This window comes from Caloramator sp. CAR-1 (genome assembly GCF_030546345.1).
Taxonomy (GTDB): domain Bacteria; phylum Bacillota; class Clostridia; order Clostridiales; family Caloramatoraceae; genus Caloramator; species Caloramator australicus.
In genome coordinates this window covers 1-25,192 of record NZ_JAUONW010000019.1, presented here as the reverse complement: position 1 = coordinate 25,192, position 25,192 = coordinate 1, and the positions used below count along the sequence as shown (strand labels likewise).

General features: G+C 32.1%; 22 protein-coding genes. 20 read left to right on the top strand and 2 right to left on the bottom strand.

What is annotated here, in order from left to right:
- Positions 1 to 7 precede the first annotated feature (7 nt).
- The 8 genes from Q3V94_RS06535 (at position 8) to Q3V94_RS06500 (ending at position 10,521) form a co-directional block, all read left to right on the top strand.
- Positions 8 to 1,333 (top strand): GH1 family beta-glucosidase, encoded by a 1,326-nt coding sequence (locus Q3V94_RS06535; protein ID WP_303526152.1) that lies wholly within the window; start codon positions 8 to 10, stop codon positions 1,331 to 1,333.
- 13 nt (positions 1,334 to 1,346) lie between these two features.
- A complete protein-coding gene (gene xylA / locus Q3V94_RS06530) occupies positions 1,347 to 2,663 on the top strand; it encodes a xylose isomerase (protein ID WP_303526149.1) in 1,317 nt (438 codons plus the stop codon).
- 210 nt (positions 2,664 to 2,873) lie between these two features.
- Complete coding sequence (locus tag Q3V94_RS06525) at positions 2,874 to 3,902, top strand: sugar phosphate isomerase/epimerase (protein ID WP_303526146.1); 1,029 nt, start codon at positions 2,874 to 2,876, stop codon at positions 3,900 to 3,902.
- 11 nt (positions 3,903 to 3,913) lie between these two features.
- A complete protein-coding gene (gene xylB, locus Q3V94_RS06520) occupies positions 3,914 to 5,404 on the top strand; it encodes a xylulokinase (protein WP_303526143.1) in 1,491 nt (496 codons plus the stop codon).
- Positions 5,405 to 5,454: 50 nt separating this feature from the next.
- On the top strand, positions 5,455 to 6,555 hold the full coding sequence (gene xylF / locus Q3V94_RS06515) for a D-xylose ABC transporter substrate-binding protein (protein ID WP_303526140.1): 1,101 nt from the start codon (positions 5,455 to 5,457) through the stop codon (positions 6,553 to 6,555).
- A 93-nt stretch (positions 6,556 to 6,648) separates the two neighbouring features.
- Complete coding sequence (locus Q3V94_RS06510; RefSeq protein WP_303526139.1) at positions 6,649 to 8,169, top strand: xylose ABC transporter ATP-binding protein; 1,521 nt, start codon at positions 6,649 to 6,651, stop codon at positions 8,167 to 8,169.
- Positions 8,170 to 8,171: 2 nt separating this feature from the next.
- Positions 8,172 to 9,332, top strand: coding sequence for a sugar ABC transporter permease (locus Q3V94_RS06505; RefSeq protein ID WP_303526136.1), 1,161 nt, complete (start codon positions 8,172 to 8,174; stop codon positions 9,330 to 9,332).
- Between the two features lie 16 nt (positions 9,333 to 9,348).
- Complete coding sequence (locus Q3V94_RS06500) at positions 9,349 to 10,521, top strand: ROK family protein (protein WP_303526134.1); 1,173 nt, start codon at positions 9,349 to 9,351, stop codon at positions 10,519 to 10,521.
- 108 nt (positions 10,522 to 10,629) lie between these two features.
- Here the strand turns inward: Q3V94_RS06500 and Q3V94_RS06495 are convergent, their stop codons facing one another.
- Positions 10,630 to 11,214 (bottom strand): DUF1836 domain-containing protein, encoded by a 585-nt coding sequence (locus tag Q3V94_RS06495; protein WP_303526132.1) that lies wholly within the window; start codon positions 11,212 to 11,214, stop codon positions 10,630 to 10,632.
- Positions 11,215 to 11,484: 270 nt separating this feature from the next.
- Between Q3V94_RS06495 and Q3V94_RS06490 the strand changes: the two genes are divergently transcribed.
- From Q3V94_RS06490 to tnpB, 12 genes are all read left to right on the top strand, one after another.
- Entirely contained in the window at positions 11,485 to 11,883 is a 399-nt protein-coding gene (locus Q3V94_RS06490) for a hypothetical protein (RefSeq protein ID WP_303526129.1), read from the top strand.
- A gap of 12 nt (positions 11,884 to 11,895) precedes the next feature.
- Complete coding sequence (locus Q3V94_RS06485) at positions 11,896 to 12,549, top strand: PspA/IM30 family protein (RefSeq protein ID WP_303526127.1); 654 nt, start codon at positions 11,896 to 11,898, stop codon at positions 12,547 to 12,549.
- Between the two features lie 4 nt (positions 12,550 to 12,553).
- Entirely contained in the window at positions 12,554 to 13,204 is a 651-nt protein-coding gene (locus Q3V94_RS06480; RefSeq protein WP_303526125.1) for a DUF1292 domain-containing protein, read from the top strand.
- Positions 13,205 to 13,327: 123 nt separating this feature from the next.
- Positions 13,328 to 14,248: a TIGR01212 family radical SAM protein gene (locus Q3V94_RS06475; RefSeq protein WP_303526123.1), complete on the top strand. Its 921-nt coding sequence runs from the start codon at positions 13,328 to 13,330 to the stop codon at positions 14,246 to 14,248.
- Positions 14,249 to 14,261: 13 nt separating this feature from the next.
- Positions 14,262 to 16,382 carry a type I pullulanase gene (gene pulA, locus Q3V94_RS06470; RefSeq protein WP_303526121.1) on the top strand — a complete coding sequence of 707 codons (2,121 nt, stop codon included), beginning with the start codon at positions 14,262 to 14,264 and terminating at the stop codon, positions 16,380 to 16,382.
- 137 nt (positions 16,383 to 16,519) lie between these two features.
- Positions 16,520 to 17,512: a UDP-glucose 4-epimerase GalE gene (gene galE / locus Q3V94_RS06465; RefSeq protein ID WP_303526118.1), complete on the top strand. Its 993-nt coding sequence runs from the start codon at positions 16,520 to 16,522 to the stop codon at positions 17,510 to 17,512.
- Between the two features lie 132 nt (positions 17,513 to 17,644).
- Positions 17,645 to 18,073 carry a MarR family winged helix-turn-helix transcriptional regulator gene (locus Q3V94_RS06460; RefSeq protein WP_274767199.1) on the top strand — a complete coding sequence of 143 codons (429 nt, stop codon included), beginning with the start codon at positions 17,645 to 17,647 and terminating at the stop codon, positions 18,071 to 18,073.
- 13 nt (positions 18,074 to 18,086) lie between these two features.
- On the top strand, positions 18,087 to 18,785 hold the full coding sequence (locus Q3V94_RS06455; protein ID WP_303526112.1) for an HlyD family secretion protein: 699 nt from the start codon (positions 18,087 to 18,089) through the stop codon (positions 18,783 to 18,785).
- Between the two features lie 16 nt (positions 18,786 to 18,801).
- Positions 18,802 to 19,950 carry an efflux RND transporter periplasmic adaptor subunit gene (locus Q3V94_RS06450; protein ID WP_303526110.1) on the top strand — a complete coding sequence of 383 codons (1,149 nt, stop codon included), beginning with the start codon at positions 18,802 to 18,804 and terminating at the stop codon, positions 19,948 to 19,950.
- Positions 19,951 to 19,974: 24 nt separating this feature from the next.
- On the top strand, positions 19,975 to 21,702 hold the full coding sequence (locus tag Q3V94_RS06445; RefSeq protein ID WP_303526107.1) for an ABC transporter ATP-binding protein: 1,728 nt from the start codon (positions 19,975 to 19,977) through the stop codon (positions 21,700 to 21,702).
- Positions 21,699 to 23,615 (top strand): ABC transporter ATP-binding protein, encoded by a 1,917-nt coding sequence (locus Q3V94_RS06440; RefSeq protein WP_303526104.1) that lies wholly within the window; start codon positions 21,699 to 21,701, stop codon positions 23,613 to 23,615. The genes Q3V94_RS06445 and Q3V94_RS06440 overlap by 4 nt, the downstream gene beginning before the upstream one ends.
- 139 nt (positions 23,616 to 23,754) lie before the next feature.
- Entirely contained in the window at positions 23,755 to 24,825 is a 1,071-nt protein-coding gene (gene tnpB / locus Q3V94_RS06435; RefSeq protein WP_303526100.1) for an IS200/IS605 family element RNA-guided endonuclease TnpB, read from the top strand.
- A 161-nt stretch (positions 24,826 to 24,986) separates the two neighbouring features.
- Here tnpB and Q3V94_RS06430 read toward each other — a convergent pair.
- Positions 24,987 to 25,192, bottom strand: a 206-nt coding sequence (locus Q3V94_RS06430; protein ID WP_303526098.1) for an aminotransferase class I/II-fold pyridoxal phosphate-dependent enzyme, incomplete at its 5' end; no start/stop codon positions are given.

Genomic DNA, 25,192 nt, shown 5'->3' with positions numbered 1-25,192 from the left:
GGATAATATGGCTTTTTCTAAGGATTTTTTATTTGGAGTTGCAACTTCATCCTATCAAATAGAAGGAGCCTTTGATGAGGATGGTAGGACTTCTTCTATTTGGGATACATTTTCTAAGACAAAGGGAAAGGTTTTAAATATGGATAATGGTGATGTAGCCTGCGATCATTACCATAGATATAAAGAGGATGTTGAGCTCATAAAAGAGCTTGGCGTTGATGCCTATAGATTTTCAATAGCTTGGCCAAGAATTTTTCCTAAAGAAGGAGAATACAATCCACAGGGAATGGAATTTTATAAAAATCTACTTAAGGAGCTTAAAGGAAAGGGAATTAAGGCTGTTGCGACATTATACCACTGGGATTTGCCTCAATGGATTCAGGATAAAGGTGGATGGGAAAAAAGAGAAAATATAGAGTATTTCGTAGAATATGCAAAAAAGTGTTTTGAAGAATTAGATGAATATATAGATATGTGGATAACCCATAATGAGCCTTGGTGCGTTTCATTTTTATCCAACGCATTAGGAGAACATGCACCAGGAAAAAGAGATCTTCAAGTCGCCTTAAAGGTTGCCCACCATATTTTATTGTCCCACGGAATGGTAGTAAATTTATATAGAAGGCTTGGTTTGAGAAAGCCAATTGGAATTACTTTAAATTTAAGTCCAAGTTATCCAGCAAGCAGAGAGTTTAAGGATAAAATTGCAGCAAACAATTGTGATGGATTCTTTAACAGGTGGTTCTTAGAACCTCTTTTTAAAGGAAGCTATCCAATAGATATGGTTAATTTATATTCTAATAGAGTATCTGATTTTAGCTTTATTAAGGAAGAAGATTTTAATATCATAGGGGAAAGGTGTGACTTTTTAGGTATAAATTATTACAACAGATCCCTTGTTGAATTTGATCCTATGTCAATCCTTTTATATAGGGGAGCATATTCTGAATATAAAAAGACAAGCATGGGGTGGGATGTGTCACCAGATGAATTTATAGATTTAATCAAAATGGTCAGAGAAAAATATACTGATTTACCAATATATATAACTGAAAATGGTTCAGCATGGGACGATAATTTAGTGGATGGGCAAATAAATGATGCTGACAGAATAGAATATTTAATTGAACATTTAAAGGCTGTTGAAAAGATGAATGAAATGGGACTGAATATAAAAGGATATTTTTACTGGTCATTGCTTGATAATTTTGAATGGGGTTATGGTTACTCAAAAAGATTTGGACTTGTTTATGTAGATTTTAAAAATCAAATGAGGATCAAAAAAGAAAGCTTTTATAAATACAAAGAAATAATCAATAGAAGAACAATATGATAGGGGGATTAATATGGAGTTTTTTAAGGGAATTAATAAGATAAAATATGAAGGGCCAAAATCTGATAATCCGCTTGCATTTAAATTTTACAATCCTGACGAGGTTATTGGCGGGAAGACTATGAAGGAACATTTAAGGTTTTCTATGAGCTATTGGCATACAATGTGTGGAGAAGGCTCTGATATGTTTGGTAGAGGGACTTTAGACAAAAGTTTTGGAGGCAATGACAAAATAGAAATATATAAAAACAAGGCATTGGCAGCCTTTGAATTTATGGAAAAATTAAATCTTGATTATTTCTGCTTTCATGATAGAGATATAGCGCCAGAATATGATTCTTTAAGGGAAACCAACAGGGCATTAGACGAGATAGTTGAATTTATTAAGGAGCTTATGAAACAGTATAATAAAAAGCTTTTATGGGGAACAGCCAACCTATTTAGCCATCCAAGATACGCCCACGGAGCTGCAACATCGCCTTATGCCGATGTATTTGCCTTTGCAGGTGCCCAGGTTAAAAAAGCCCTTGATATAACAAAGGAGCTTGATGGACAAGGGTATGTTTTTTGGGGAGGCAGAGAAGGCTATGAAACCCTATTAAACACAAATCTTGAACTTGAAATGGACAACCTTGCAAGATTTTTAAATTTGGCAGTAGATTATGCGAAAAAAATAGGATTTGAAGGGGATTTTTACATAGAACCAAAACCCAAAGAACCAACAAAGCATCAATATGATTTTGATGTTGCAACTGTTTTGAGCTTTTTAAGAAAATATGGACTTGATAAACAATTTAAGATGAATATCGAAGCAAATCATGCAACTTTAGCAGGACATACCTTCCAGCATGAACTTAGAATAGCAAGGGTAAACGGTGTATTTGGTTCAATTGATGCTAACCAGGGGGATCTTTTACTTGGATGGGATACGGATCAGTTCCCAACTAATGTATATGAAACAGCACTTTGTATGTATGAGGTTTTAAAGGCAGGAGGATTTTCAAAGGGTGGATTAAACTTTGATGCAAAAACAAGAAGAGGATCAAATACATTTGAGGATATGTTTATTGGTTATATTGCAGGAATGGATGCCTTTGCGTTAGGGCTTAGAATAGCATATAAGATTATTGAAGACGGTAGAATAGATAAATTCATCCAAGAAAGATACTCAAGCTACAAAGAGGGTATAGGAAAGGACATACTTGACGGAAAAGTTACATTAGAAGACTTAGAACAATATGCCCTTTCAATTGGAGAAGTTAAAAACATTGGTAGCGGAAGACAAGAGTATTTGGAAAATATATTGAATTCGATAATATTTGGGCTATAAGATTTTAATAAAATATCTCCCTTAAATAACAAGGGAGGTATTTTATTTTTTAAGTATAGAAGCTTAAATTAACATAAAACATTTTTATTAGTTTAATAATTAAAATTTCAAAAAATTTTTAATTTTAAGAAGGATATTTTATTTTTTTGGAGAATAAAATAATATAGAAAGTTTGTTTATCAAACAAACAAAGTTAATAGGGGTGATAAAATGAAAAGAAAAATAAAAAATAGCGTAGGTATTTGGGCCTTTGGACCAACTGCAACGAGATTTGTTCCAGGAGGATATCATGTAGAAGTTATTAATGAAACAATGGAAGAAAAAACAGAGAGGGTTGTAAATGGATTAATGGATTATATCGACGGGTTCGAATATCATTATCCAAATGAAATAAATGAAAAAAATATAGAACCAATTAAAAAAATATTAGATTCGGCAGGTAAAGATATATATTGTTTAGCTTTAGGACACCATGTAAATCCTAATTATGCATTAGGATCTTTTATAAATCCTAATCCTAAAATAAGAAGAGAGGCTATAGATATTGCTAAAGCTGGTATCGATATGGCGGGATCTATTGGAGCTAATTTTATTATATGGCCCGGAGGAGAGGGATATAATTATCCTTTTCAAACAAATTACGAAGAGATGTGGAATAACTTTATTAATGCTATTGCAGAGTTAACAGAGCATGCTAATAAGATGAAAGTTACAATATTTTTAGAACATAAAAATAGTGAACCAGCAATGAAAATTGCAATGAGAAATATAGGAATGACGTTGTATGTTATTAATAAAATCAAAGAAAGGGGTGTAGATACATCAAATCTTAAAGTTAATATGGATTGGCAACATTTGATAATGAACGGAGAAAATTTAGCAGAATATGCAAGGCTTTTAGCAATGGAAAATAAATTAGGACATCATCATGCAAATAGTGGATGGGGATTATTTGATGATGATAATATGGTTGGTGCCTTATGCTTTATGGAAACATTAGAACTTGCAAAAGAATTACAAGAAATTGGATATGGGAAAAATGGTGAAAGAATTGGTTACGATCTTTTCCCATATACGGAAAATCAAATTGAAGCAGTAAAGCAGAGTGTAATTAATTGGGAGTTTATATATGAAGTTGCTAATAAAATTGATAATTTAGAGTTAAAGAAGGCTAAAGATTGTAAAGACGCAGTAAAAGCAATAAGAGAAGTTTATAAAGCACTTGGGGCGAATTGTTAAGGGGGATATTTATGTATTTTTTAGGAATAGATCTTGGAACTTCTTCGGTAAAAATAATACTTGTCGATGAAAACGGTGATATTGTTGCAAGTATGTCTAAAGAATATGATATATATTTTCCTTTCCCTAATTGGGCAGAGCAAAATCCAAAAGAATGGTGGGATGCAACTAAGGAAGGAATACGAGAACTTATTGAAAAATATAACATAGATTCTAATGATATAAAATCTATAGGATTAAGTGGACAGATGCACGGGTTAGTAATGCTTGATAAAAATTTTAATGTTTTATATCCAGCTATTCTTTGGTGCGATCAAAGAACGCAAAAGGAATGTGATTATATTAATACATTTATTAATAAAAAAGATTTATCTTTAAACACTGGAAATAAAGCGTTAACAGGTTTTACGGCACCTAAAATACTATGGATAAGAAATAACAGAAAAGATATTTATGATAAAATAGCCTATATTCTTTTACCAAAGGATTACATACGATTTAAATTAACCGGAGAATTAGCGATAGATGTTGCCGATGCATCAGGAACATTGTTATTTGATGTTAAAAATAGAAGATGGTCAAATTTTATTTTAGAAAAACTAAATATTCCAATTGAATTATTGCCAAAAGTATATGAGTCCTATGAATGCACTGGATATGTATCAAAAGAAGCAGCTTTAGAAACAGGATTAAAGGAAGGAACTATGGTTGTTGGAGGAGCTGGTGATCAGGCAGCAGCAGCTGTTGGAACTGGTGTTGTTAAAAATGGGGATGTAACTGTATCACTTGGAACTTCAGGTGTAGTTTTTGCATCTTTAAATGATTTTTATTTAGAAGAGGAAAACAGATTGCATTCCTTTTGTCATGCTAATGGAAAATGGCATGTAATGGGAGTTATGCTTTCAGCCGCATCATGTTTAAAATGGTGGGTTGAAAATGTTAATAATAACAATTATGATGAGCTGCTAGAAGGTGCAGAAAGAGTAGAAGTTGGAAGCGACAATTTATTATTCTTGCCTTATTTAATGGGAGAAAGAACTCCTTATAGTGATCCAAATGCTAAAGGAGCATTTATAGGTCTTAACATGATTCATAATAAGTATCATATGACAAGATCTATATTAGAAGGGGTAGCTTTTGGATTGAAAGATTCCTTAAGACTTATTGAGAATATGGGAATAAATATAAATACAGTAAGGTTAAATGGTGGTGGCGCAAAAAGCAGGTTATGGAGGCATATAATTGCCGATGTGTTTAATAAAAAAATAGAAATAATTAATTCTACAGAAGGGCCTGCTTTAGGGGCTGCTATCCTTGCAGCTGTAGGATATGGCTATTACAAAGATGTAAATGAAGCCTGCGAAAGTCTTATAAAGGTTGTAGATGAGATTTATCCTTCTGAAAATAATGTTAAGAAATATAGGAGACTATATGAGGTGTATGTAAATCTATATAAAACCTTAAAAGATACTTTTGATGGTTTGGCTGATTTATGCTTATAAGGCTATAGTTGAGCTATAGTCTATAAAAATAAATTTTTGGGGGGATAAAAATGTTTAAAAAAAGTGGCTTTAAAAGTCCGAAACTATTAGCTCTATTACTCACAGTCTTATTTATGGTTTTATCATTGACATCATGTGCTACAACATCCTCAAATGAAGCTACATCAAAAACTAATGACACCGAAGCTAAAAAGATTAAAATTGGACTTTCGATGGATGACTTGCGATTAGAAAGATGGCAACATGATAGAGATTTCTTTGTGGCTCGTGCACAAGAACTTGGAGCGGAAGTCTTAGTTCAATCAGCAAATGGTGATGACCAGACACAAATAGCACAATGCGAAAATTTGATAACTCAAGGAGTAGATGTGCTAGTTGTAATTCCACATAATGGTGAAGCTATAGCACCTGTTGTTGAAGAAGCTCATAAAGCAGGCATTAAGGTTTTAGCATATGATAGATTAATTACTAATTCGGATGTTGATTATTATATATCTTTTGATAATGTAAAGGTAGGGGAATTGCAAGCTACAGCACTTGTAAAACAAGTTCCAAAAGGAAGATATTTTTTAATGGGTGGATCACCAACAGATAATAATGCGAAATTATTTAGGCAAGGACAAATGAATATTTTGCAACCTTTAATTGATAAAGGCGATATAAAAATTGTAGGAGATCAATGGGTAAAAGATTGGTTACCTGATGAAGCATTAAAAATAATGGAAAATGCTTTAACTGCAAATAAGAATAATATTGATGCGGTTGTAGCTTCTAATGATAGCACAGCAGGTGGTGCGATACAGGCTTTAGCTGCTCAAAATTTAGCTGGAAAAGTCGCTATATCTGGGCAAGATGCAGATTTAGCAGCTTGTCAAAGAATAGTTGAGGGCACTCAGACAATGACAGTATATAAACCAATTAAAAATTTGGCAACTAAAGCAGCTGAGGTCGCAATTGCAATGGCTAAAAATGAAGAAATACAAACAAATGGAACGGTCAATAATGGAAAAATTGATGTAAAATCTATTTTATTGGAACCAATAGCTGTAACAAAAGAAAATATTGTCGATACAGTTATTAAGGATGGGTTCCATAAGTTAGAAGATGTGTTCAAAAATATTCCAAAAGATAAATGGCCTAAAGTAAATTAAAGAAAAATGTATAAGAAAAAGAAAAATATGTCTATACATACAAGGGAATTTAATTTCCCTTGTATGTATAATATTTTAAAGGTAGGGATAAATATGGGTGATTTAATATTAAAAATGATTAATATAACTAAAGAGTTTTATGGTGTAAAGGCTTTAGACAATGTTTGTTTGGAAGTAAAAAAAGGAGAAATACATGGTTTATGTGGAGAAAATGGAGCTGGAAAGTCTACTTTAATGAAAATATTAAGTGGAGTTTATCCATACGGAACATATACCGGAGAAATTATTTATAATGATAAGCAATTAAAATTAAATAATGTAAATGATTCAAAAAAGAAAGGCATATCAATTATACATCAAGAGCTTCAATTAATAAAAGAACTATCAATATGTGAAAATATTTTCTTGGGAAATGAACCTAATAAAAATGGTATTGTAGATTTTAATTTAATGTATAAAAAAACAGAAGAATTATTAGAGGAATTAAAAATGGATATTAATCCGTTTACTTTAGTTAAAAATTTAGGCTTAGGACAACAACAACTTATAGAGATAGCAAAAGCTTTATCACAAAATGCAAACTTATTAATTTTAGATGAACCTACTGCTTCGCTTACTGATAATGAAGTTGAAACATTAATGAAAATATTAAGAGATTTAAAAGCAAGAGGTGTTACGTGTATATACATATCTCATAAACTAAATGAAGTATTAGAATTATGTGATAGAGTAACAATTATTAGAGATGGCAAAACAATAGGAACAGAGGAAACAAAAAATTTAAATCAGGATAAAATTATAAATATGATGGTTGGTAGGGAAATAAAAGATCTATATCCTAAAGAGGAACATGAAACAGGTAATGAATTTTTTGCAGTTAAAAAATTTTCAGTTTATGATAATAATAATAAAAATAAAAAAATCGTAGATAATATAAGCTTTACATTAAAAAAAGGAGAAATTTTGGGAATAGCAGGCTTGGTAGGTTCTGGAAGAACGGAATTGGTATCAAGTATATGTGGCTTTTATAAAGGGAGAAAAGAAGGTGAAATTTATATAAATAATAATAAAGTTTATATTAGAAATCCAATTGATGCACTTAATTTAGGAATAGCAATGGTGCCTGAAGACAGAAAAAAAGATGGAATAATTGGAAGTATGTCAGTCAAAGAAAATATATCAATTTCAAATATTAATAAATACAAACAAATGTTAGGAATAATAAATGAAAGCTTAGAGTTAGTTGATGTTAATAAATATGTTAAAGAATTTAACATAAAAGCAGCGAATTTAGAATTAAAAATTAAGAATTTAAGTGGTGGTAATCAACAAAAAGCAATACTAGCAAGATTTCTATTAAGAAAGCCTAATATTTTAATATTAGATGAGCCAACAAGAGGAATAGATGTTTCAGCTAAATATGAAATTTATAAATTAATAAATAAGCTTGTAAAACAAGGGGTATCAATAATTTTAATTTCTTCTGAGTTACCAGAGATTTTAGGAATGAGTGATAGAATTATAGTAATGCATGAAGGTAAACTTAAGGGGGAATTTAATAATAAAAATTTAACTCAAGAGATGATAATGGAATGTGCAATAGGAGGTAAATAATAATGAGAATCGAACTTAAAAATACTAAAAATATACAAATTAAAAAGCATCAAATTAATATAAAAACTTATATGTTAATAATAGCATTAATTTGCATATGGGCTATTTTTACTTTAACAACAAAAGGGGATTTTTTAACTGCTAGAAATATTTCTAATCTTTTAAGGCAGATGGCAGTTACTGGAATATTAGCTACAGGTATGGTTTTTGTTATTATTGCCGGGCAAATTGATTTATCTGTTGGTTCAATGCTAGGCTTATTAGGAGGAATTGCGGCTATATTAAATGTTTGGCATAATATTAATGGAATATTAACTATATTAATAACATTAGTAATTGGAATACTACTTGGTATATGGAATGGTTTTTGGGTTGCATATAAAAAAGTTCCTGCCTTCATAGTGACTTTAGCAGGTATGCTGATATTTAGAGGTGCATTAATTGGTATTACTAAAGGTTCTACAATAGCACCTTTAACTTCTGAGTTTAAGTTTATTGGGCAAGCCTATTTAACGAAAAGTGTTGGAATAATAATTGGAATATTATTTGCTTTGTTATTGATATTGCAAACATTAAAAGAAAGGAAAGAAAAAATACAAAATAATATTCCTGTACCAAAAATGACTACAGAAATTATGAATATGCTCTTCTTAATAGTATTTATTGCTATTTTGGTTTTAGTTTTGAATAAATATCAAGGTATTCCAGTTCCTGTATTTATAATGTTCATAATAGCTATTATTTTTAATTTTATTGCTAAAAAAACAGTATTTGGTAGAAGGGTGTATGCTTTAGGAGGGAATAGTGAAGCAGCAAGATTATCAGGAATTAATGTAGATAAATTAACAATGATATTATTTGCAATAAATGGACTTTTAGCAGCAATAGGAGGAATATTATTAACATCAAGATTAAATGCTGCATCCGTTGCTGCTGGGCAAAACGCAGAATTGGATGCTATAGCATCTTGTGTAATAGGTGGAGCAAGCTTGATGGGGGGAGTTGGAACAGTTAGTGGAGCTCTTATTGGGGCATTGGTTATGGCTAGTATAGATAATGGGATGAGTATGTTAAATACACAACCGTTTTGGCAATACGTGGTTAAAGGATTAATTCTATTAATTGCTGTTTGGATTGATATGGAATCGAAGAATAAAAATTAATTTAAGGAGAGTTAAAATGATAACTGGAGATCAAGTATTAATTAAACAAATTAATAAATCATTAGTTATGAATATAATTAGAGAAAAACGTAACATTTCAAGAGCTCAGATATCTAAAATTACCGGTTTGAACAGGGCTACTGTTTCTGCTATTGTTGATGAATTAATATATGAAGGAATTGTTATAGAAGAGGGGTTAGGAGAATCAAAAGGCGGGAGAAAACCCATTATTCTTAGAATTAATGAAAATTATGCTTGTATAATTGGAATTGATTTAGGAGTCAATTATGTATCTGTTTTATTAGCAAACTTTAATGCAAAGACTTTATGGAGTAAAAAACTAATGCTTAATATAGGTGAAAGTCAAGAAGAAATCATTGATAAGATATTTACTTTAGTTGATGAAGCATTGATTAACGCACCAAAAACAATAAAAGGAATTTTAGGAATTGGAATGGGAGTTCCAGGTATAACTAATCATAAAGAAGGAATTATTTTAAAAGCACCTAATTTAAACTGGGAAAATGTTAATATAAAAGAAATTATTGGAGAAAAATATGATACAAAAATTTTCATAGATAATGAAGCAAATGTAGCTGCTATAGGTGAGAAATGGTTTGGAACTGGACAAAAATTTAAAAATTTAATTTATGTAAGTGCGGGAATTGGTGTTGGAGCAGGAATAATTATTAATGATAAATTATTTAGAGGGGCAAATGGACTCGCAGGAGAACTGGGACATATGACTATTGATGTAAATGGCATGAAATGTTCATGTGGGAATATTGGATGCTGGGAATTATATGCATCAGAAAAGGCTTTAATAAGATTAATGTCTCCACAAAACGATATTAATTATAGTAAAAATAAGAAATTAATTGATATAATTGAACAAGCAAGAAATGGATCTATCGAAGCTATTAATTCTTTTAAAAGCGTTGCAAAATTTCTAGGTTTAGGAATTGTAAATTTAATCAATACTTTTGATCCTGAACTAATTATTATTGGTAATACGATTTCGCTAGCCTATGATTTGATAATTGATGAAGTAAAAAGGATAGTTAATGATAATTGCTTTACTACAAAACATTCAAAAGTAAAAATTGAGGTATCAAGATTTGGAACTGATGCATGTGCTATTGGAGCTATTGCACTTGTAATTTCAGATATTTTTTCGCTATCTTTTTAGAATATATAATAAGGATATATAATAATTGATATAAAAATATAATTTAAGTGTTTTCTGCTTGACATTATTTATATAGGGCATAGTTATTCATAAAACTATGCCCTGAATTTATTTTTCTTCAAATTCTTCCAATAGGCTATGGGCAAGCTTTTTATATGCAGTAGCTTGGGCGATGAGGGATATAACTGTTAAGAACATCAAAAGTTTTTGACTATCGCTTTCATTAAGATGCTTATTATCAATTATCTTTTTCAATTTCTTTTCTGTTTCTTGACTTGTTGAAATGAAGTTTTTTAATGTTTCTTTTTGAAGATCGACAAATATTTCATATGCAAATTCCCAGGTTATAAGGTCGTCGGTTTTTTCGTTTATCTTATTGAAGGCAAGATTGAACACTTCTTTGATTTCTTCTGTAGTAAGTATTGGACGCATATAATTTAAAAGGATTAATTGGATTAGATGGTCCTTTGTGTAGCCTCTTTTTTTACCATCTTCAGGTTTTGAAATAACTTCAGCCTTTATATAGTTTTGGATAATATTGCTGGTGTATTCTTCATTTAATTTATTGTTTAAAAAATCCGTAACCTGGGATAAAAAAAGGTCATAGGGTGGGAGATCATCAAGGCCAATTATGGACTTTTTTGAAATATCTTCAGCGAGCTTAACTAATTTATCAGAAAGGTTTATACTCATAATTTTTCCCTCCTATAAAGATCTAATTATATTATACAGTATAATATACCATAAAACAAGATTAGATAATCGATATAATATAATAATATTAAAAGACAAGTTTTTTAAAAATCAAAGAAATCGAAAGCAAATTAGAGAAATTTTGAGATTTGGAAATAAACAAACTATAAATGGTGACAAAATAAATAAAATAAAGTGAAAATACCTTTGATATATAGTATAAAATACCATATAATAAAGTTGTGATGATTGATTAAGGAGGATTTGAAGATGAGGAAAAAGCTATTGGGTTTTTGGCTTGCGGTTACATTGCTTTTGACATCCTTCCTAACACCTTTTTTAGAATTGGTTAATGCTGCGCCTAAGGCAGGTGGGGGTGGTTTTAAATCAGGGAGCTTTAAATCCAGTCCCTTTAACAGTGGAGGTTTTAAATCAGGAACATTTAAATCTACACCAAAATATACTTTGCCCCTTCCAAAGAGCTATCAAAGAAAAAGCTATACACCAAAAAATTACATCCCAATTCCTGTCCCTTGGGGAGGATTTTGGGGAAGCCCATTTAGGTCTGTATATACTGGTTTTGTTTTAGTGTCGTTAATTAACTTTATCTTTAAAATTATAGTCTTTCTATTAGTCTTATATATCATATTTAAAATATTTAGAAGATAAGGAGTGGTTAATGTGGGTATCCTACAAAGAATGTCAAACATTTTTAAAGCAAAGGTGAACAAGGCTATGGACGAAATTGAAAATCCTATTGAAATTTTAGATCAAAAGATAAGGGATATGGAAGAAGCACTAAATGAGGCAAGAATTTCTGCTGCAGAAATTTTAGGAAATGTTCATGAAATCGAGAAAAAGATCGACAATTCAAAACTAAACATCAAAGAATTTGATGAAAAGGTAAAACTTGCCCTTTCAAAGGGGAATGAAGAACTTGCTAAAAAGGCCCTTGAGAGAAAACTTTATGAAGAAAAAGTTTTTAAGGATTTACAAAAAAGCTACGAAGAAGCTTTTAAAAAGGCTGAGATCATAAAAAGTAAACTAAAGGAACTTGAAGAAGAGTTAGAAAAAACAAGAAGATATAGGGATGAAGCAGCAGCGAGATACAACAATGCAAAGGCAGCAGAAAAGGTTAATGAGATACTTCTTGATATAAAATCCAAAACAAACAGCATAAGCCTTGACGAAATAGAAAGAAAGATCCAAAGAAAAGAAGCGATAGCAGAAGGTTTGGAAGATTTAAGAAACGATAGTTTAGATAAAGAGTTTGAAGAACTTGAAAAGATAGATTTAGATGAAGAACTTAGAAAATACAAAGAAAATTTAGGGTGATTATATGAGGGATAGAGAGTTTTTAGACAAAGAAAAAGAAAAATACGGCAAAATGTATTCTGATTTATCCTTTGCTATTGATAATGTTTCCCCCTTTATAGATACAAGGGAGCTTAAGACAAGGAGGTATTATACTAAGCTCCCTGTTTTAAAAAGATATATAGAAAAATTAGAAGAAGCTGAAACAAAATTAAATAAAGCTGGGATATTTTCAATCTTTTCAAATGGAAAGGTAATAGATGAATTAGAAAAATATAAGTTTGAATTTAACAAGGAATTTAAGCAGCTTCAAAAATGTTCAAGTTGTAAATGCCTGAATTGTTCTGTTGGGTGTAAATTTGATGGATGCTTAGGCTGCAGGGAAGGTTCTAATGTTGTCTCATGTGACCATGACAGGATTAACGTAAGATTCCATGATGATTTTTATCTTGACCTTACAAATGAGAAAACAGGTAAAAGGGAAAAGTTTAAGGTTTTGGCAACATTAATGGATGCAATATTAAACAGGCACTATATAATCATTGAGGGATTATTATCAAAAGAAAAATATGTTTTGTATTATTATCCAGATATTGACGAAGATAGATTTGGAGAGATAAAGGATGAAGAGGAATTTGACTTTATAGTTGAAACTTATCAATCTGTTGAGTTTTGATCCCCCCCTTTTTTTATATAAATTAAGCTACCTCTATTTTGGGGTAGCTTAATTTTATTGCAAAATTTATAATTTAGAAATAAAATTAAACATGAATGACTTATGTGTAAAGAAGGTGATGGATTGAAACTTTGGGGAGGTAAAAGATACTACTCATTGAACTATTTTTTAAGGCAAAAGTTTGGTGAGAAGGTCTTTAAAATATCCTTAGATGCAGGATTTACATGCCCTAATAGAGATGGAACAGCAGGGCATGGAGGATGTATTTTCTGCAGTGCAAGGGGCTCTGGAGATTTTGCAGGAACAAAGGAAAATTTAGTAGAACAATTTTTTGAAGTTAAGGAAATGATGCATAAAAAGTGGAAGGAAGGAAAATATATAGCCTATTTTCAGGCCTATACAAATACTTATGCTCCTGTTGAAGTGCTGAGGGAAAAGTATGAGACGGTTTTAAATATAGATGGTGTTGTTGGCCTTGCAATTGCAACAAGGCCAGATTGCCTTCCTGAGGATGTATTAGATCTTTTAGATGAGATAAACAAAAAAACTTATCTTTGGGTGGAACTTGGTCTTCAGACCATTCATGAGGACACAGCAAAACTTATAAATAGAGGTTATCCCTTAGAAACATATATAAAAGCAATAGAGGAACTTAAAAAAAGGAATATAGATGTAGTAACCCATGTTATTTTAGGACTTCCTGGTGAGGATAAAAAAAGAATCCTTGAAACCGTTGACTTTGTTGCCCACACTAATACTCAAGGGATAAAACTACATCTTCTCCATCTTATGAAGGGAACAAGGCTTGTTGAACTTTATAAACGAGGGGAGTTAAAGTTTTTATCCATGGATGAATACGTCGATTTAATAGTAGACTGCATTGAAAGGCTCCCGGAGGATATTGTTGTTCATAGGTTAACCGGAGATAGCCCAAGAAGCCTTATTATAGAGCCTCTTTGGAGCCTTAAAAAGTGGGAGGTTTTAAATGCGATAGATAAAAGATTTGAAGAAAGGGATACATGGCAGGGGAAATATTTTAAGTAATGGGGGGATTAATATGAAGGCAGCTTTTGTGACGTTTTATAAAATTGAAATATACTGTGAAGATGCTGAAAAGATAGAATGGGAAAATATTAAAGTTTATCAAGAAAGTGAACCCATAGAAATTAGTATTATAAACAAGAAAAAAGATCATTGTGAGATTATTTTGTCCGAACCCGTTGACATTAAAAGAAAAACTTATATTAGTATAAAAGACAAATGCTTTGAAGTCCCTTATAGCAATCTTTTTAAAACAGAAGAATTCAATGAAAAATATTATTATGATGGATTTTTAGGCTGCAGGATTTTAGATGATAAGATTGAATTTAGAGTTTGGTCCCCTGTAGCGACAAGTATAGACCTTGTTTTATATAAGAATGGGGATCAGAGCCTTCAAGAAGAACCCATCATATTTAACATGAAGGAGAAAAATGGGGTTTTCTCAGGGGAAGTAGATTTAAAATATAAAGGATATTTTTATACATATAAAGTTCAGATTTATGACAAAATTGAAGAAGTTGTGGACCCTTATGCAAAGGCGGTGGGAATAAACGGCCTAAGGGCTGCTATAATAGATTTAGAGGAAACAAATCCTTATAATTGGCAAGAGGACAAATATGTTAAACTTGAAAACTATGTAGATGCAGTAATATATGAGATTAGCATAAGAGATATATCCTCAAATGAAAACAGTAACATCAAAAAAAGGGGTAAGTTTCTAGGGCTTGTTGAAGAAGGAACTTTTTCTAAAAAGGGAGTTACAACCGGCCTTGAGCATATAAAGGAGCTTGGTGTAAGTCATGTTCAAATACTTCCCTTTTATGATTTTCACTTTGAGAGCGTTGACGAAAGGGATCCGCTTAAAAGATATAATTGGGGATACGATCCTCAGAATTATAACGCCCCAGAGGGAAGTTTTTCTTTAAATCCCTATGAACCTAAAGAAAGGATTAGAGAATTAAAGACAATGATTCAAAAACTTCACCAAAACAACATTGGGGTTATTATGGATGTTGTATATAATCATGTTTATGATTATAAAAAAAGCAACTTTGAAAAGATATTTCCAGGCTACTACTTTAGATGCGATAAATTTGGAAATATTTCAAATGGCAGTGGCTGTGGAAACGATGTTGCATCAGAAAATAAAATGGTAAGAAGGTTTATTAAGGATTCGGTTATATTTTGGGCTAAGGAGTATCATATTGATGGATTTAGATTCGACCTTTTAGGGCTATTAGATGTAGATACAATTAATGATATATATGATGAACTAAAGCAAATAAATCCAAACGTAATCATCTATGGCGAAGGTTGGGACCTTAATACTTATTTAGAACATGATAAAAAGGCTATTCAGATGAATGCATATAAAACTCCAAATATTGGATACTTTAATGATATAATAAGGGATGCCATAAGGGGACATACCTTTGAAGCGGAGAAAAAGGGATTTGCAGGAGGAGAAAGTAAAGAACACGATATAAAAAGGGGCGTTGTAGCAGCAATAAACTATGACGAGAGTTTAAAGGGACCTTTTATTTCTCCTGATCAATCCATAAATTATGCCTCCTGTCATGACAATCATACCCTTTGGGATAAAATTAGCATAACAAATAAAGAGGATTCTGTTGAAGAGAGGGTTAGAATTCAAAAATTATCTCAGGCGATAGTTTTAACAAGCCAAGGTGTTCCCTTTATCCACTTAGGATGTGATTTTTGTAGAACAAAACAGGGGCATGAAAACAGCTATAACCTTCCCGATATAATAAATTCTGTTGATTGGGATAGAAAATATGAGTTTAGGGATGTATTTGAATACGTAAAGGGGCTTATAAGACTTAGAAAGGAACATCCTGCCTTTAGATTAAATTCCTGTGAAGACATAAAAAAATATTTAAAATTTTTAGACTGCCCATCAAGGACAGTTGCCTTTAAAATAGACTATCCTAGGGATGCATGGAAGGAAATAATTGTAATATATAATTCCAATAAAAGTGCGGTAGATATAAAAATTCCAAATGGTGTATGGAATGTTGCTGTTGATGGAAGGCTTGCAGGAGTTGATGCTTTATATAAAATATATGGAGACAAGGTAAAGGCTGCACCCATTTCTGCAATGGTGCTATTTAGATGATTTGCTTTTTAAGAAAGGTCTTTAAATATTTAATTTGTTATTATTATAATTATTGTAGTGAGATTTTATCTTTTATTTGTTTATTTTTTTTAGTATAATACAAATAGAAAAGGTTTTCTATGATAGGGGGAGTTTAAATGAACATTTTAGTTACTGGTGGAGCAGGATATATAGGTTCCCACACCGTAAAGATGCTCCATAGGATGGGGATTAATGTTGTTGCCTATGATAATCTTGTAAAAGGGCATGAAGAAGCTGTAAAATGTGATATTTTTGTAAAGGGAGACATCTTTGATAGCGAACTTTTAAGGGATACTATAAAAAGATACAATATAGACTCTGTCATTCATTTTGCAGCTTATAGCCTTGTAGGTGAATCAATGGAAAAGCCCATGATGTATTACAAAAACAATGTTGAAGGGACATTAAATCTTCTTGAAGTTATGCTGGATTGTAATGTTAAAAGGCTTGTATTTTCTTCAACTGCAGCAGTTTATGGTGAGCCTGAAAGGGTTCCGATAACTGAGGACCTTCCTAAAAATCCAACCAACGTTTATGGAAGGACAAAACTTATTATGGAAGGGGCAATGGAGGATTATTCAAGAAGTTATGGCCTTAAATATATCGCCTTAAGATATTTTAACGCATGTGGCGCAGATGAAGAAGGAGATATTGGAGAAGACCATAATCCAGAGAGCCATCTAATCCCATTGGTATTGCAGGCTGCATTAGGAAAGAGGGATAGCATAAAGGTATTTGGCGATGATTATCCGACAAAGGATGGAACTTGCATCAGAGACTATATCCATGTTAATGATCTTGCCTATGCCCATTACTTAGCCCTAAAGGCATTATATGAAGGTCATGAATCAGATGTTTTTAACCTAGGAAATGGCGTAGGTTTTTCGGTTAAAGAGATAATCGATGCAGCAGAAGAAGTGGTAGGGCATCCGATTAAAAGAGAAATAGTAGGTCGCCGTCCTGGGGATCCTGCTGTTCTTATTGCAAGCTCAGAAAAGATTAAAAAAGAACTTGGCTGGAAACCAAAATATACTGATATAAAGGAAATAATAAAAACGGCATATAATTGGCATAAAAACCATCCTGATGGATTTTCAAAAAAGGCCTAAACTTTAGGCCTTTTTTGATTCGTTTTTCCGAATATTTTTTTCTTGCTTTTTTTACTTGTTATGTTACACTTTATAATAGTTATAAAATATAACTATTTAAAGATGAATTAATCCTACAAAGGAGGTGGCATGGTGAGTAGGGAAAGGCTTGCTGAGTATTTGCAAACATTTTTGCCGATGTTTTATAAAAAGCTTATGAAGGGCATTACCTTGCCAGGAGTAACAAAGCAACAACTATGGCTATTATATTTAATAGAAAATCATGATGAAAAGCCGATGAGCTTTTATAGTGAAAAAATGATGATTCCAAAGTCTAATTTAACTTCTATTGCTGATAAATTGATTGAAGATGGACTTATTGAAAGGGCATATGATCCAAAGGATAGAAGAATAATTTTACTTAAAATTACCGATAAGGGTAAGCTTTTTATAAATGATTGTAGAGAAAAAACTAAAAAAGCTATTTTTCAAAAATTAGAAAACCTTGATGATAAAGACGTTGATAGATTAAATGAGATATTCGAAGAGATGAAAAACATATTTAAAAAATTAGAACAATAAAGGGGGAATTTTAATGAAAAAGATGAAGGTATTTTTAACAGTTTTACTCTTATTGATTGTCCTTGGTGTGGGAGGTGGACTTTATATTTATTTTTACAATTCCAGCCACTATATAATAACTGAAAATGCTCAAGTTTCTGCAAATATGATAGCTATTACACCAGAACTCACAGGAAAGGTTGAAACATGGAATGTAAAGGAAGGAGATTATGTTAAAAAAGGAGAAATTCTTGGACATCAGGATATAAGTGCTATTGTTCAAAGCAGCATGATTAATGCACAATCCTTAAATACTTCTGCTGATGTTATAGCATCAAAATCTTACATTAAATCACCAATAGATGGTAAAGTCGTATTATCAAACGTAGTTGAGGGCCAAGTTATATCACCGGGTATGGAGATAGCACAGATTATGGATACGACAAATATTTATATAAAGGCAAACATAGAAGAAACAAATATAATGAAGATTAAGGAAGGACAAAGAGTTGATATAACGATAGATGCATATCCAGGTAAGAAGTTTGTAGGCTATGTAAAAAGCATAGGTCAAGCAACAGAATCAGCCTTCTCAGCCTTTCCTACATTAAATACAAGCGGAAATTTTTCAAAACAAACCCAATATATCCCTGTTAAAATAAGCATACAAAATGATGAAAATTTAAGCTTAATGCCTGGAATGAATGCGACAATAAAAATTTACATTAAGTAGGAAGGGAGTGCTTAGTATGAAAAAGAGAATTTTAGGTGTTTTAATAGGTGCATTTATATTATTCATATCGATAACAGGATGTGCTGTCAAAAGTTCAAATACTTCAAATGCTATTGATGTTCAAGTTGCAACTGCCCAAAAACAGAACATAGATGCTGAACTTAATATAAGTGGAACTTTAGTTCCACAAAAAACTGTAAATGTTTACAGTAAATTATCTGGTCAAGTAGAAAAGGTAAATGTTGAAGTTGGAAGTGAAGTAAAAGAAAAGGATTTACTTGCAGTTATAGAAACAAATGCTTTAAACCTTCAGCTTGAACAACTTCAAGCATCACTAAACTCAGCAAAGGCATCTGAAGAACTAGCCAAAGGGCAAGTTGCTCAGGCTAAGATTAATCTTGATAGTATGCAAAGGGTCTACGAAGAAACGAAGAACCTTTATGACAAAGGAATAGCTTCTAAGGCTCAGCTAAATGAAATTGAAACAAAATATGAAATTGCAAAAAAGCAATATGAAACAGCTTTGAATGGAACATTAAATCAAGCAAAGGCAGCTGTGAGTGCTGCACAGGCAAATATTAAAAATATAAAGTTTCAAATATCAAATGCTAAGATTACAAGTCCAATAAATGGGGTAGTTACAAATAGGAATATTAATCCTGGTGAGCTAGCAGCTCCGACTGCACCGCTTTTTACAATTGCTGATGTTTCTACTTTAAAGTTAAAAGGAACAATTTCACAGAGGTATTTGCCATATATAAAAATTAATCAGACAATAGATGTGGTTGTTGATATATATCCTAACAAGGTATATAAAGGAGTAATAACAAGCATAGGGCCAATGGCTATTGGAACAGGAATGTATTTCCCAATTGAAATTAGCATAAAGAATATAGATAACTTAAAACCTGGCCTATCTGCCTATGGAAGAATAAAGATTACATCAAAGGATGCGGTAGTAATCCCTGCTTCAGCTGTTGTTAAAAATGATGGAAAATCCTATGTATATGTTATTGAAAACAACACAGCCAAGAAGAGATATGTTGAAACTGGATTATTAAATGACAAGGAAGTTGAAATCATAGAAGGATTAAATGAAAATGAAAAGGTGGCAATATCAAATGTAAATAACCTGTTCGACAATGCAGTTGTTAACGTAAAATAATTTACTCAATTGGAGTTGATGCACATGATTAAACTTTTTAGGTTTCTTAAAAAATTTAGGTGGCTTGTTATTGCTGTTATTGGCTTTATGTTTGTTCAGGCAATAGCTGAACTTTATCTTCCAACGTTAATGTCTGACATTGTTAATAATGGAATGATGAAGGGTGATACCGCCTATATATGGAGGCGTGGAGGCTACATGCTTTTAGTTGCAGGATTAAGTTCATTAAGTTCAATAGTTGGGGCCTTTCTTTCTGCAAGGGCTGCAGTTGGATTTGGAAAGATTCTCCGTAACAATATTTTTACCAGAGCAGAAAGGTTTTCACTTCACGAATTTGACAAAATAGGAACAGCCTCCATGATAACAAGGACAACCAATGATATAAATCAAGTTCAAATGGTTCTTGTAATGATGATGAGATTTATTATTTATGCACCTATAATGTGTATAGGTGGAATAATAATGGCTTATTCAAAGGATAGGTATTTGACATTAGTATTAGGAGGCATTTTGCCGCTATTTGTTGCAACAATCGTCTTGATTGCAGCTAAAGTTATTCCTCTTTTTAAATCCCTTCAAAAGAAACTCGATAAAGTAAATCAGATACTAAGGGAAAATTTAATTGGTATTAGAGTAATAAGAGCATTTAATAGGATTGATACAGAAAGAAAAAGATTTTATGACGCAAATAGGGACCTTACTGATACTGCAATAAAGGTAAATAAAATAATGGCTGTAATGCAGCCTATTATGATCCTTCTTATGAACTTTACAAGCATATCCATAATTTGGTTTGCTAGCAAAAGGATAGGCGAAAATAGACTTCAAATAGGCGATATGATGGCCTTTTTACAATATGCAATGCAGATTTTATTTTCAATAATAATGGTATCCATTATGTTTGTTATGATTCCAAGGGCTCAAGCTTCTGCAGAAAGAATTAATGAAATTTTTGAGATCGAACCTGAAATAATTGATCCTAAGGATCCTAAAAAAGTCGATGGATTTAAAGGGCATATAGAATTTAAAAATGTTACCTTCAGTTATCCAGGAGCTGAAACCCCGGCTATCGAAGATATCTCCTTTGAAGCAAAGCCAGGGGAGGTTACTGCAATAATAGGGGGAACAGGATCAGGTAAATCTACAATATTGAATCTTATTATGCGTTTTTATGATGTAGATAGAGGTAACATTTTAATTGACGGAGTGGATATAAGGGAATTAGAGCAAAAAGAATTAAGATCATTTATAGGCTACGTCCCACAAAATGCAGTTTTATTTTCTGGAACTATCGCTGATAATATAAGATACGGTAAGGAAGATGCTACAGATGAAGAAATAAGACATGCAGCAGAAATTGCCCAAGCTATAGAATTTATCAATGACATGAAGGATGGCTTTAATTCTTTAGTTTCACAAGGTGGAACGAATTTATCAGGAGGTCAAAAGCAGCGTCTTTCAATAGCAAGGGCCATAGTTAAAAAGCCTAAGATATATATTTTTGATGATAGTTTTTCTGCTTTAGACTTTAAAACAGATGCTAAATTAAGATTAGCCCTTAAAAAGGAAACTACAAATTCAACTGTTCTTATTGTAGCACAAAGAGTCGCAACGATTATGGACGCAGATAAGATTATAGTTTTAGATGAAGGAAGGATAGTTGGGATAGGAAAACATAGGGAACTTTTAAAAACCTGTGAAGTATATCGTGAAATTGTGTCTTCCCAGCTAAGTGAGGAGGAGATAGCATGAGCGAGAGAAGAGGTATCAATAGACCTGCTGGCCCCAGGGGACCTATGGGACCGGCCATGGGAAGACCGGTTGAAAAGGCAAAGGACTTCAAAGGAACAGTAAAAAGGCTTGTTGAATATATGAAGCCCCAAAAGTTTAAGTTTATTGCTGTATTTATCCTTGCTATCCTAAGCACAGTTTTTAACATAGTTGGACCTAAGATAATGGGGAAGGCAACGACAAAGCTTGGTGAGGGAATACTTGCAAAATATATGCGAATAATTCAAATACAGATGGCTATCCAAAAAAAGATGCCGCCACAGGTTATAGCAAAGCTCAAAAATTCACCAATTCCAAGTATAGATTATGATTATATTGGAAGAATTCTGCTTCTTTTGATAGGACTTTATATAATAAGTGCAAGTTTTAACTTTTTAATGGCCTATATAATGTCAAGCGTATCGCAGGAAATGGTTTTTAAGATGCGCTCTGAGGTTAAGGATAAACTTGATCGGTTGCCTTTAAAATATTTTGACTCACGAACCCATGGTGAGATTTTAAGCCGCGTTACAAATGATATGGATAATATAGCGACAACTCTTCAACAGAGTTTAACCCAGCTTATAACTTCAGTTGTAACTATAATTGGAATATTAGTAATGATGATTTCTATAAGTCCTATAATGACTTTAATTGCCCTCTTTACTTTGCCAGCATCTGGGATATTGACTGCTGTAATCGCAAAGAAATCACAAAAGTATTTTGCACAGCAGCAAAAGATAATAGGTGAACTTAATGGGCATGTTGAGGAGATGTTTACAGGGCATAAGATTGTTAAGGCCTTTGGACGAGAAGAAGATTCCATAGAAACATTTAAGGAAATAAACGAAAGGCTTTATGAGGTTGGTTGGAAGGCGCAGTTTATGTCAGGTTTTATAATGCCTGCCCTTAACTTTGTAAATAATGTTGGTTATGTTTTAATCTGTGTTGTAGGTGGAGTTTTTGTTGCAAAAAGAAAGATTCAAATTGGAGATATTCAGGCTTTTATCCAATATATGAGACAGTTTACTCAACCGATAGTTCAAACTGCAAACATAGCTAATATTATTCAATCAACTGTAGCATCTGCAGAACGCGTTTTTGAAGTATTAGATGAGCCTGAAGAAGTGCCAGACAAGGAAAATCCAATGGTTATTGAAAATCCAAAGGGAGAGGTTAAATTTGAACATGTAAAGTTCAGCTACAAGGATGACCAGCCTTTAATGGAAGATATTAATATTCATGTAAAACCAGGACAAATGATTGCGATAGTAGGACCAACTGGTGCAGGGAAAACTACTCTTGTAAACCTTCTAATGAGATTTTATGATGTAAAGGGCGGAAGGATAACTGTTGATGGAGTAGATATAAGAGACATGAAACGTGAAGATTTAAGGAAAATGTTTGGCATGGTTTTACAGGATACATGGCTGTTTAGTGGGACAATAAAGGATAATATAGCCTACGGTAAGGAAGGAGCTACGGATGAAGAAATAATTAGAGCAGCAAAGGCAGCCCATGCGGACCACTTTATAAGGACGTTGCCTGATGGTTACAATACAGTTATTAATGAAGAAGCGTCAAATATCTCTCAAGGACAAAAACAACTTTTAACTATTGCAAGGGCGTTTTTAGCTGATCCTGAAATTTTAATACTTGATGAGGCTACTAGCAACGTAGATACAAGAACGGAGGTCTTAATTCAAAGGGCAATGGCAAATCTTATGAAGGGTAGAACAAGCTTTGTAATAGCCCATAGATTATCAACAATAAGGGATGCAGATCTTATACTTGTTATGAATCATGGAACCATAATAGAGCAGGGAACTCACCAAGAACTCCTAGCAAAGGGTGGATTCTATGCTGAATTATATAACAGCCAGTTTGCAAGGTGAAAACTTAGGGGCTTTACCCTAAGTTTTTTATTTAACTAAAGAGTAACAGAAGTCGCCCACTTCTATAAGTGGGTGATGAATGTTGATTGATAAATTCTTTTTTATGATATAATCAGTATTACAGGAAGGAGGTGTAATTTTGCTAAAGGCTTATAAATACAGGATATATCCAACAAAAGAACAAGAAGAATATTTTGCTAAAGTATTTGGTTGTGTAAGATTTATATACAACAAAATGCTACATGACAAAATAGAATACTATAAAAAAACAGGAGAAATGCTAAACAATACACCTGCACAATATAAAAAAGAATATTCTTTTCTAAAAGAAGTAGATAGTCTTGCACTTTCCAACGCACAACTTAATTTAGAAAAAGCATATAAAAAATTCTTTAGAGATAAAAAAACAGCCTTTCCAAAGTTCAAGAAAAAGAAAGGTTACCAGTCTTATACTACAAATAATCAAAATGGGACAGTAACACTTGAAGGTAGTTATCTAAAAGTTCCAAAGTTAAAGACAAAAATAAAAATAAAACAACACAGACAATTTGAAGGAAAAATTAAATCCGTAACTATATCAAAAACGCCAACAGGCAAATATTATGCTTCTATACTTGTAGAAGAAGAAATTAAAGAATTACCTAAAATAGATAAAAAAGTAGGTATAGATTTAGGAATTAAAGAATTTGCTATTTTATCTGATGGAACAAAGGTAGAAAATCCAAAATGGTTAAGAAAAACAGAAAAAAGAATTAAAATTATACAAAAATCATTATCAAGAAAGCAAAAGCAAAGTAAAAACTATGAAAGGACAAGACAAAAACTTGCAAAACTACACGAAAAAATATCAAATCAAAGAAAAGATTTTCTTCACAAATTATCTTCTAAAATTATACACGAAAACCAAGTGATAGTTTTAGAAGATTTACAGGTAAAGAATATGCAACAAAATCATAAATTAGCCAAAGCAATAACAGAAGTATCATGGGCAGAATTTAGAAGGATGTTAGAATATAAAGCAAGATGGTATGGCAGAGAAATAATAATAGCACCACAAAATTATGCATCAAGTCAAACATGTAGTGAATGTGGATATAAAAATCCTGATGTAAAGAATTTAGCATTGAGAGAATGGAAATGTCCAAAGTGTGGTGCAGTTCATGATAGAGATATAAATGCAAGTAAGAATTTGCTAAAATTAGCCATGTGATTGGTATATATGGGGAAGGAACAGCCCTTTGAGCGTGGGATAACTTACTCCGCTTTGAGTATTGACCACGAAGCCACCACTTCTATAAGTGGGGTAGTTCACATCATATGCTAATTATACATAACATAGCAATATATGTCAAAACCATGAAAAAAGGATGCTTAGTGCATCCCTTTTAAAACTTCTTTTAATGCTGATATAAATCTTTCATTTTGCTCCATCCTTCCAGTTGAAACTCTTATCCACCCTGGCATCTCGAATAAATGTCCTGGCCTTACTATCACGCCTCTTTTTAAGAGTTCATTGAATACCACCTTATCATCAGCCTTTAAATCGACCATTACAAAGTTTGCTTGACTTTCTATAT